Consider the following 9,957-nt stretch of genomic DNA (forward strand, 5'->3'; position numbering starts at 1 on the left):
TTGCACGCATCGAACTGGACGAGGACGAGAAGCCGAAGATCGACGCCGAGATCGAAGAGATCCTGGAAGACGAGGAAGAGAGCGTCCGCGAACGGACCAAGCAGAAGTGGGCCACCGTCGAGGCCCTGGTGGGGGCGGACAAACGCTTGCGCCAAGTGGCCGGGGACATCGTCGAACACTTCGAAAACCGCGTGGCGGCGCTCGAAGGCAAGGCGATGATCGTGTGCATGAGCCGGCGCATCTGCGTCAAGCTCTACGACGAAATCGTCAAACTGCGCCCCCACTGGCACAGCGACGACGACGCCCAGGGCGCCATCAAGATCGTGATGACGGGCTCGGCGGCCGATCCGCCCCAATGGCAGAAGCACATCGGCAACAAGGCGCGGCGCGATCTGCTCGCCAAGCGGATCAAGGACCCAGCCGATCCGCTCAAGCTCGTGATCGTGCGCGACATGTGGCTGACCGGGTTCGATGCGCCCTGCCTGCACACCCTGTACCTCGACAAGCCCATGCGCGGCCACGGCCTGATGCAGGCCATCGCCCGCGTGAACCGGGTGTTCCGCGACAAGCCGGCCGGCCTGATCGTGGATTACATCGGCATCGCGCAGAATCTCAAGAACGCGCTCGCCCAATACTCGCCACGTGACCGCGAGCAAACCGGCATCGACGAGGCCAAGGCCATCGCCGCCCTGCAGGAAAAGTACGAAGTCGTGCGCGACATGTTCTTCGGGCTGGACTACCGCCCAGCTTTGAATGCCTCGCCGCAAGCGCGCCTGGCGATGCTGGCCGAAGCCATCGAATGGATCCTCGCCAAGCAGCAGCAATGGGCTGCGCAGGAAACCACCGCCGAAGGCAAGAAGGCCGCGCACCGGCGCTTTGCCGACGCGGTGCTCGCCCTCTCGAAAGCCTTTGCGCTGGCGGCCAGCTCGGACGAGGCGCGCGCCATCCGCGAAGAAGTGGGGTTCTTTCAGGCCGTGCGGGCGGCGCTCGTCAAATCGGACGGCGCATCCAGTTCCTCCGCCCAAGAGCGGGCGCTTGCCATCCAGCAGATCGTCAGCCGCGCGGTGGTATCCACCGAGATCGTGGATATCTTGCGTGCCGCAGGGCTCAAGAGCCCGGATATCTCCATCCTCTCCGACGAGTTCCTGGCCGAAGTACAGCAGATGGAGAAGAAGAACCTGGCGCTGGAGGCGCTGCGCAAGCTCATCGACGACGGGATTCGCGCCCGCTCCAAGGCCAACGTCGTGCAGACCCGCGCCTTCTCCGAACGGCTGGAGGCGGCGATCGCCCGCTACCACGCCAACGCCATCACCACCGCCGGGGTACTGCAGGAGTTGATCGAACTCGCCCGCGACATCCGCGCTGCCCGGCAGCGGGGCGAGGAATCGGGACTGTCGGACGAGGAAGTGGCCTTCTACGACGCGCTCGCCGAAAACGAATCCGCAGTGCAGGTGATGGGCGACGAGAAGCTGCGCGTGATCGCCCACGAGCTGCTGGTGAGCCTGCGCAACAACGTCTCGGTGGACTGGGCGCACCGTGAATCCGCGCGCGCACGGGTGCGGGTGCTGGTCAAGCGCATCCTGAGACGATACGGATATCCACCCGATTTGCAAGATTCCGCCGTACGGACGGTCCTCGCGCAGGCCGAAGCGCTATCGTCGGCATGGAGCGTCGTGTGAGGTGAATCGAGGAAGGGGCTTGGTGGACCGGAGGAGGATCGAACTCCCGACCTTCGCATTGCGAACGCGACGCTCTCCCAGCTGAGCTACCGGCCCATGATCTTGCACGACGGTACAACCCACCTGTGGTGGTGGGCGGTAGTGGGATCGAACCACTGACCCCTGCCGTGTGAAGGCAGTGCTCTACCGCTGAGCTAACCGCCCGTCGTGTGCAGAGACCGAAATGATACGGGCTCGCCTTTCGGACGTCAACCCCTGCCGCGAGCGCAAAGCCTCTGTGAAGGGCCGGGGATTTGTCCGACTTTTTCCCGGCCGAGCGCGCCCCTGATCCGCGGTTCTTGTTACACTAGACGGTATCCGCATCCTACGCAGTCGCACGAGGAGCGCCGTTCCGATGCCCCGCGGTTTCTATTCCATCATGGCCGCGCAATTCTTTTCCGCGCTGGCCGACAACGCCCTGCTGATCGTCGCGATGGGAATCCTGCGCCAACTCGAGGCGCCGCCCGAGTACGAGCCGCTCCTCAAGCTCTTCTTCACCCTCTCCTACGTGCTGCTCGCGGCCTTCGTGGGAGCGTTCGCCGACTCCATGCCGAAGTGGCGCGTGATGCTCGTCACCAATTCGATCAAGATCGTCGGCTGCCTTCTCATCGTCTTCGGCGTGCATCCCCTGCTGGGCTACGCCATCGTCGGGGTGGGGGCGGCGGCCTATTCGCCGGCCAAGTACGGAATCCTTACCGAGTACCTGCCGCACCGCCTGCTGGTGGTGGCCAACGGCTGGATCGAAGGGCTCACGGTCGGGGCGATCATCCTGGGGACGCTGCTCGGCGGCGCCCTGGTGGCCCCGGGTCTGGTCGCCCGGTTCGACGCCTGGTTCCCCTGGCTGCACAACGGGCTGTGGGTGTCCCTGCTCGTGGTGGTGCTGGTCTATGGCGTCGCTGCGGTGTGCAACCTCTACGTACCCGACACGGGTGTGGCGCACGTGCCGCTCAAGAAGAACCCCTTCTATCTGTTGCACGAGTTCGGGCATTACTTCCTGCTGCTGTGGCGCGACAAGCTGGGGCAGATCTCTCTGGCGGTGACGACCCTTTTCTGGGGCGCGGGGGCGACGTTGCAGTTCATCGTGCTCAAATGGGCTGAGGTGAATCTCGGTTTGCCGCTATCCCAGGCGTCGATGCTGCAAGGAGTGGTGGCCGTGGGCATCGCGGCGGGGGCGGTCGCGGCGGCCAAATGGGTGGCGCTACGCGAGGCGCCGCGGGTGATTCCTCTGGGGATCGTCATGGGATTCGCGGCGATCGGCATGATCTTCGTGCATTCGCTCGCCCTGGCGATCATCCTGATGATCGCCGTCGGGGCGCTCGCCGGCTTTTTCGTGGTGCCGATGAACGCGATGCTGCAGCACCGCGGCCACGTCCTCATGGGGGCGGGGCATTCGATCGCGGTGCAAAACTTCAACGAAAACCTCGCCATCCTGGTGATGACCGGCCTCTACGCGATCCTTTTGCGGTATGACTTGCCGGTCCACCAGGTGATCATGCTCTTCGGGCTCTTCGTAGCGGGTACCATGGTCGCCATCTGGGCATGGCATCGCGCCAACCAGCGCCGCATCGATTCGCTCCACCTACTGGAGATGGTCGAGCGGCATTGAGGCGCGGCGTTTCGCCCCGTCAGCGAAACGCAAAGAGTTCGCGATGGAAGCGCCGGCGCACGTCGAATCCCTGCGCGGAGAAGTCGCGCAGTAGCGCTTCACCAAACCCCTCGGGGCCGCAAAACCACAGGCTCGCTTCGCGCCACTGCGGCACGGCAGCGCGGATGCGCTCGCCGGTGAGCCGCCCGTCGCGCTGCGGCCAGACGAGGTGCAGCGCCACCCCCGCCGCCTCGGCGAGCGCCCGCAGCCGTGCCTCGGCGGCCTCGTCCGGCGCCGTCAGCGAATGGAAGTAATCGACCGGGCAGGAAGGCGAACCGCGTAGCGCTTTCTGCTGCAGCGCGGCGAGAAACGGCGTCACCCCCACGCCGCCGCTCACCCAGATCTGGCGCGGCGCCTCGTCGGCAAACGTGAAACCGCCGTAAGGCCCCTCGATTCGTACCTCTTGCCCCGGGCGCAGCCGCTGCGGCAAACTGCGGGTGAAATCTCCCAGCGCCTTGACGACGAAGGAGAGCCGCGGCGAGCGCTCGTCCCAGACGCTGGCGATGGTGAAGGGATGAGCCTTTTCCCGCACGTCGAGCGTGAGGAAAGCGAACTGTCCAGCTGCGTGCCCCGGCCAGCGTTGCGGAGCCACGGTGAGCGCGAGCGCTCCCGCGCCCGGCAACGGTTCCACCGCCTCCAGCCGCCCCAGGATGCGCCGCGCAACACCGATGCGTCCGGCGAGCGAGACGGCGGCGGCACAAACTCCGGCAACGATCTCCAGCGCGAGCAGCGCTCCCAGCTGCGTGCCCCAGTAGGAGAACTTCACGAGCACGAGGGCGTGGAAGGCGAAGACGAGGAAAAGCAGCGGGATCATGCGGTGCAATTTGGCAAAGACGTGATACGGCACGCGGCGCAGCAGCGCGATCAGCAGCAGCGGCACGGCGGCGTAGAAGGCCCATTCCCCCATGGTCTCGGCCAGACCCCGCACGGCGCGAAACGCCGCCTCGATCGCATTGCTCGGCTCCGGTCGCGGCCCGCGCGGCGGGCGCGTGATCCAACCCAGCTGCACCGCCCACTTCGGCCCCTTGACCCACAACCAATGGGTGAGGGCGAAGACGAGCGCGCCGATTCCCAGCCACTTGTGCAGACGGTAGGTTTTGTCCAACCCGCCGAAAAGGCGCTCGACGGGGCGCAGGCGCAGCGCGAGCACCATGGCCGCGCTCATGCAGCCGAAGGCGAGCACGCCGCTCAACTGCGTCATCACCTCGCGCCAGGCGAAGAGCGTGTCCGCTTCGTAGAATGTCGGCTCGGCCGCCAGCCACAACAGGGCAGAGCCGAGCAGCAGGGTCCACAACCCATGGCGCATCCGATCCATCACATACCTCCACAAGAAATATTTATCCTATTGGCATCGCCATAGGATAACCGCCGAGAAAGGACGAAGGCTTAACCCGGAATGAACGCCGTGTAACGAAAACGCTCTGCGCACTACCCCTGCCCTTCGACGAGCGCCCTGGCCCGGCACAGATCCTCCCAGGCCTTGGCTTTGTCGGCGGGGTTGCGCAAGAGGTAGGCGGGATGGTAGGTGACTACGACGGGGATCTCGCCGTAGCGGAAGATCCGGCCGCGCGCCTGGGCGATCTTGACATCCTCATCGAGGAGCGCGAACGCCGCCGGACGCCCCAGGGCCACCAGCACCTTCGGGCGTACGAGTTCGATCTGGCGGAAGAGGAAGGGCGCGCAGGCGGCGATCTCCTCGGGCGAGGGCGTGCGGTTGTCCGGCGGACGGCACTTCACCGCATTGGCGATGTAGACCTGGGTGCGGTCCAGTCCCAGCGCGAAGAGCATGGCGTCGAGCAGCTTGCCCGCCGGGCCGACGAAAGGCTCGCCGCGCCGATCTTCCTCCCGCCCCGGCCCCTCGCCCACGAACATCCAGCGCGCCTGACGGTTGCCCACGCCCGGCACCGCCTGCGTGCGCGTGCGGTGCAGCGCACAGGCGGTGCAGGCGCGGATCTCCGCTTCCAGTGCCTCCCAGTCGAGCGTGGCGATGCGTGCGGCGCGATCCGGGTCGACGGTCCGCGCCGAAGCGCCAGCGGCGCGGGATGCGGCCGGAACAGGAGGCGGAGCCAGAGGCGGTCCGACCGGTCCGGAAGGAGCATGGAGCGGCCGAACCCTGGGGCGCTCCCTGGCCGGCGCGGGCGCTGCCACTGCAGCCGTAGTGGGTTTCTGCGGCGGCGTATCCAGTGTCTGGTCGGTCGAGGCCGCGACGGCAGGGAGTTCTTGGTGCGCGGCCTTGGCCTCACCCGCCTCGCAGGCCGGTTGCAAGCGGGTACGCAGACGCCACAGCGGCGTCAAGCCCATTTCCTCGAGCTTGGCAAAGCGCTCTTTTTCGTCGAGGGGCGCGCTCATCGAACGAGTTCCCGCTGCATCACCAGCGCGTCTTCCCTTGCCCCCTCCCGCGTGGCGTAATAGCCGCGGCGCCGGGCCACGATGGTAAAACCGCTGCGCTGATAAAGGGCGATCGCCGCCTGGTTGGAGACGCGCACTTCCAGCCATACTCTGGCGGCGCCGCGCTCGCGCGCTTCGTCGAGCGCAGCCTCCAACATCTCGCGCCCCAGCCCGCGGCCGCGATGAGTCGGCGTGATTGCCAGATTGAGGATTTCGGCCTCACCGGCGACGAGCAGCAAGATGAGGAACCCCACCGGTTCGGCCAAAGCCGTGGCCGGATCATCCCCCGAGAGAACTTCCGCCACCCAGCAGGCGTAACCCGCCGCGAGCGCCTCGCGAAAGCTCTTTTCGCTCCAGGGGACTTCCTGCGCGTCGCGTTCGAGCGCGACCACCCAAGGAAGATCGTCCTCGCGCATAGTGCGCAGGCGCAGCCAGTTCACGGCGCCTGCACCCTGCGCTGGCGCAAGGCGGCCTGCTCTTCGGCCGTGAGCGCCACCTTGTCGCGCACGTAGTAGGGCGCGGCCTCCCAGGGGGGAAGCGCCCGTCCCTCGGCGAGCATGCGCCGCGCGAGCGGCAACAGGTCGCGGGACTGGACCGTGGCATCGAGCACGATTTCGACCGCGCCGGCGCGGATAGCTTCCGGCAGGCGCGGCCACAGCGGCTCCATCCCTTGGCCGATGACGTGCCATGGGCCGACCCCAGCGGGCGGGAAAAGCGCTTCGGGCGCGTCCACCCCTGCTGCGGCAAGCGCTTCGATTCGCCCGCCGCAGCAGCGAAACCAGGCGTGATAGCATTGGCCCATGCGGGCATCGGCAAGCGCCAGCACCGTGCCCTCGCCCGCCTGCGCCGCCAGGGCTTCGAGCGAGCCGACGGGCACGAGCGGCAGCGACCACGGCATGGCGAGCCCTTGCGCCACGGCGCAGGCAAGCCGCAGCCCGGTGAAGGCCCCGGGCCCGGCGCCAAACGCGATGGCGGAGAGCTGCCCCACGGCAAGCCCCGCTTCTTCGAGCACGGCCTGGACCGCGGGCAGCACGTGTTCGGCGTGGCGGGCGTAGCCCTGCAGCCGGCGTTCCCAGACGGTGTCGCCGCGCTGCAGCGCCACGGAGGCGATTTCGCCGGAAGTTTCGATCGCGAGCAGATCCATGCGGGCATTTTACCGCCGGGCTGGGCATTTTCGCGTGCGATCTGCGACAATCCCACCAAACGCCGTTGACGTTTTTCCAGCCGGGGAGGATCGAACCATGAACGAAATCGGCCGCTGCCGCGTCCTGCTCGTCGATGACGACGCCCGCCTGCGCGAGTTGCTCACGCGCTTCCTGCACACCCAGGGGTTTCCCGTCAAGGCCGTGGCCGACGGGGCGGCCATGGAGCGGGCGCTAGAGCGCGAGCATTTCGACATGGTCATTCTCGACCTGATGCTGCCGGGCGAAGACGGGCTCACGCTGTTGCGCCGCCTGCGCCAGCGCGAGGCGCCACTCGGCGTCATCATGCTCACCGCCAAGGGCGACGAGGAAGACCGCATCCGGGGGCTGGAGCTGGGCGCGGACGATTATTTGCCCAAGCCCTTCAACCCGCGCGAGCTGGTGGCGCGCATCCACGCCGTGATGCGCCGCCGCCCGCGCGAACCGCTCGGCGCCCCGGCGCCCCAGGGCGGAACGGTGGTCTTCGGCGACAACGTGCTCGACCTCACCACGCGGCGCCTGACGCGCCACGGCGAGGAAATTCCGCTCACCACCGGCGAATTCGCCGTGCTGCGCGTGCTCGCCGAGCACCCCAACCAGCCCATGACCCGCGACAAGCTCATGGAGCTCGCCCGCGGTCGGGAGCATGGCCCCTTCGATCGCGCCATCGACGTGCAGATCAGCCGCCTGCGTCGCCTCGTCGAACCCGATCCGAGCAAACCGCGCTACCTCCAGACCGTCTGGGGCGTGGGCTACGTCTTCGTTCCCGATGTGCCCGCCGGGGAGGCCGAATCCTCGCCATGAGCGGGTCGCGTGAAAAAGGACTGCGGGCGCTGCTGTGCCGGGTGAGCCTCTTCTGGCAGCTCTTCGTCTCGATCACCGCGCTGCTTCTCGCCGCCGCCGCCAGCTGGTGGTGGCTGTCCTGGCAGATCGAGACGGAACAGCGCGCCCGGGACAATGCCCGGCTGATCGCCTCGGTGATCAACCTGACGCGCTCGGCGCTGCGCCACACCCCCCAGCGTTTTCAAGGCGACTTGATGATCGATTGGGTCACGCTCGAGGGCATCGCCGTCTATCCGGCCGATTTCGGCGACGAGGTCGAGCCACTGCCAGACGACGATCCCGATCGCGCCCTGCAGGAGGAACTGCGCCGACTGCTCGGCCCCTCCACCCAGGTAGGCAAGAGCTGGCGCGAGCAGCCCGGACTGTGGGTGTACTTCCGCCTCTCGCCGGAGGACCCTCGCGGCTACTGGCTGCGCTTTCCCCCCGAGCGCATTCCTCGCCCCGATCCGCGGCAATGGCTGATGCTCGCCAGCGTCATCCTCGCCCTGGCGCTCCTGGGCGCCTTCGTCATCGCCCGCTGGATCAGCGGCCCGCTGCGGGTGCTGCGCCGCGCCGCCGAGATGGTGGCCGCCGGCGGCCAGCCCACCTTGCTGCCCATGCCTGCCTCGGCCGAGCTCGCCCAGCTGGTGCTCGCCTTCAACACCATGGTCGAGCGGCTGCGCATGAACGAGACCGAGCGGGCGCTCATCCTCGCCGGCGTGTCGCACGACGTGCGCACCCCCCTCACGCGCCTGCGGCTCGCCCTGGCGATGCTCGCCATCGACGAGCGCGAAGCCCAGGCGCTGGAGGCCGATCTCGACGACATCGACCGCATCGTCGGCCAATTCCTCGACTATGCCAAAGTCGACGCGCTCGCTGCCGACGAGACCTTCGCGCTCGACGACCTCGTCGAAGAAGTCGTGGCCAAGGAACGTTTGCGCGGCACCCCCATCGAATGGAAAAGCGACGTGCCCCACGTCTTCGTGCGCGCCAACCGCGCGGCCCTGCGCCGGGTGCTGGTCAATCTCATCGACAACGCGAAGAAATATGCCGGAACCGAACACCCCATCGAGATCCTGCTCGGCGAGGACGCAGCCACCCCCACCCTTACCGTGGCCGACCGCGGTCCCGGCATCCCCGAAGACCAGCTCGAGCGGGTGCTCGCCCCCTTTGCCCGTACCGAATCGGCCATGCGCAGCGGCGTGACGGGCTCGGGCTTGGGGCTAGCCATCGTCAAGCGCACCGTCAAGGCGCTCGGCGGGCGCCTCACGCTCGCCAACCGCGACGGCGGCGGGCTTGCCGTGACCCTCGAACTGCCGCCCGCACCCCCTCCGCTTCCCAACCCTTCCTCCTCGCAGGACGCTCCATGAAACTGCTTTTCGACCTCCTTCCCATTCTCGTCTTCTTTCTCGCTTATCGAGTCGCCGGACTCTTTCCCGAAGCGGTCGCTCCCTTGGGAACGGTCTTGGCAGCGCCCCCTTCGACCCTGCCCCTCCTCACCGCCACTGCCGCGACGATGCTCGCGACCGTCGCCCAGATCCTGGCGTTGCGCCTGCGCGGACGCCCCGTCGATCGCATGCTGTGGGTGAGTTTCGTTCTGGTCACGGTTCTGGGCGGGGCGACGCTCTTCCTGCACGATCCCGCCTTCATCCAGTGGAAGCCCACGGCGCTGTACTGGAGTTTCGCCGCGGCGCTCATCGGTGCGCGGTTTTTGCGCCGCAACCTGATCCGCAGCGCCATGCAGGCGCAGCTGCGGCTGCCCGATCCCGTCTGGGCGCGGCTCTCCGACCTGTGGAGCGGATTCTTCCTGGCGATGGGCGCGCTGAACCTCTACGTCGCCTGGCATTATTCCGAAACCGTCTGGGTGAATTTCAAGCTCTTCGGCACCCTGGGCGCGATGCTGCTCTTCGTGCTCGCCCAATCCCTGTGGCTGTCCCGTCATCTCGAAGAGGAACGATCCGATGCCTGAATACGACCCCATCGCCGAACTGCGCCGGCGGCTACAGACGCTCGAACCGCTCGAACTCGAGATTCGCGACGACAGCGCCGCGCACGCCGGCCACGCCGGAGCGGCCGGTGGCGGGCATTACTGCGTGCGCCTCGTCTCGCCCCGCTTCGCAGGGCTTTCCCGGGTGCAACGCCACCGCCTGGTGTTCGCCGCTGCGGGCGATCTGATGCAAAAAGGGATTCACGCGCTCGCCGT

10 protein-coding genes and 2 tRNA genes (1 of these 12 only partly in view) are annotated in these 9,957 nt (G+C 67.4%); 6 read left to right on the forward strand and 6 right to left on the reverse strand.

All coding sequences use genetic code 11. The annotated features are described in order from the left end of the window. Positions 1 to 1,679: the 3' portion of a type I restriction endonuclease subunit R gene (locus OA56_RS07295; protein WP_461584370.1), read on the forward strand. 1,510 nt of this gene lie to the left of the window's left edge; only the last 1,679 of its 3,189 coding nucleotides appear in the window; its start codon lies off the left edge, out of view; its stop codon occupies positions 1,677 to 1,679. 20 nt (positions 1,680 to 1,699) lie between these two features. Here OA56_RS07295 and OA56_RS07300 read toward each other — a convergent pair. Both OA56_RS07300 and OA56_RS07305 read right to left on the reverse strand, forming a co-directional pair. Beyond that, positions 1,700 to 1,775, reverse strand: a tRNA-Ala gene (locus OA56_RS07300). Positions 1,776 to 1,808: 33 nt separating this feature from the next. After that, a tRNA-Val gene (locus OA56_RS07305) sits at positions 1,809 to 1,883 on the reverse strand. Between the two features lie 190 nt (positions 1,884 to 2,073). On the opposite strand from OA56_RS07305, the gene lplT reads away from it, so the two are divergent. Next, a complete protein-coding gene (gene lplT / locus OA56_RS07310) occupies positions 2,074 to 3,324 on the forward strand; it encodes a lysophospholipid transporter LplT (protein WP_461584372.1) in 1,251 nt (416 codons plus the stop codon). A 19-nt stretch (positions 3,325 to 3,343) separates the two neighbouring features. Here lplT and OA56_RS07315 read toward each other — a convergent pair whose 3' ends face one another. From OA56_RS07315 to tsaB, 4 genes are all read right to left on the reverse strand, one after another. Continuing rightward, positions 3,344 to 4,678, reverse strand: a complete 1,335-nt coding sequence (locus tag OA56_RS07315; protein ID WP_461584374.1) for a ferredoxin reductase family protein — start codon at positions 4,676 to 4,678, stop codon at positions 3,344 to 3,346. Between the two features lie 113 nt (positions 4,679 to 4,791). Beyond that, a complete protein-coding gene (locus OA56_RS07320) occupies positions 4,792 to 5,712 on the reverse strand; it encodes a uracil-DNA glycosylase (protein ID WP_206202161.1) in 921 nt (306 codons plus the stop codon). Further along, the gene (gene rimI / locus OA56_RS07325) at positions 5,709 to 6,191 is read right to left on the reverse strand and encodes a ribosomal protein S18-alanine N-acetyltransferase (protein ID WP_055422944.1); all 483 of its coding nucleotides are present in this window, start codon (positions 6,189 to 6,191) and stop codon (positions 5,709 to 5,711) included. Before rimI ends, OA56_RS07320 begins: the two co-directional genes overlap by 4 nt. Next, positions 6,188 to 6,895, reverse strand: coding sequence for a tRNA (adenosine(37)-N6)-threonylcarbamoyltransferase complex dimerization subunit type 1 TsaB (gene tsaB / locus OA56_RS07330; RefSeq protein WP_461584377.1), 708 nt, complete (start codon positions 6,893 to 6,895; stop codon positions 6,188 to 6,190). Before tsaB ends, rimI begins: the two co-directional genes overlap by 4 nt. A gap of 97 nt (positions 6,896 to 6,992) precedes the next feature. On the opposite strand from tsaB, the gene ompR reads away from it, so the two are divergent. The 4 genes from ompR to OA56_RS07350 all read left to right on the forward strand — a co-directional run. Then, positions 6,993 to 7,736 (forward strand): osmolarity response regulator transcription factor OmpR, encoded by a 744-nt coding sequence (gene ompR, locus OA56_RS07335; protein WP_055422946.1) that lies wholly within the window; start codon positions 6,993 to 6,995, stop codon positions 7,734 to 7,736. Continuing rightward, positions 7,733 to 9,124 carry an ATP-binding protein gene (locus OA56_RS07340; RefSeq protein ID WP_461584380.1) on the forward strand — a complete coding sequence of 464 codons (1,392 nt, stop codon included), beginning with the start codon at positions 7,733 to 7,735 and terminating at the stop codon, positions 9,122 to 9,124. The genes ompR and OA56_RS07340 overlap by 4 nt, the downstream gene beginning before the upstream one ends. Next, entirely contained in the window at positions 9,121 to 9,723 is a 603-nt protein-coding gene (locus OA56_RS07345; RefSeq protein WP_141055305.1) for a septation protein A, read from the forward strand. The genes OA56_RS07340 and OA56_RS07345 overlap by 4 nt, the downstream gene beginning before the upstream one ends. Beyond that, a partial coding sequence (locus OA56_RS07350) for a BolA family protein (protein WP_461584382.1) occupies positions 9,716 to 9,957 on the forward strand: 242 nt, incomplete at its 3' end. The genes OA56_RS07345 and OA56_RS07350, both read left to right, overlap by 8 nt.

The sequence above is a fragment of the Tepidiphilus sp. HLB4 genome, assembly GCF_054823945.1.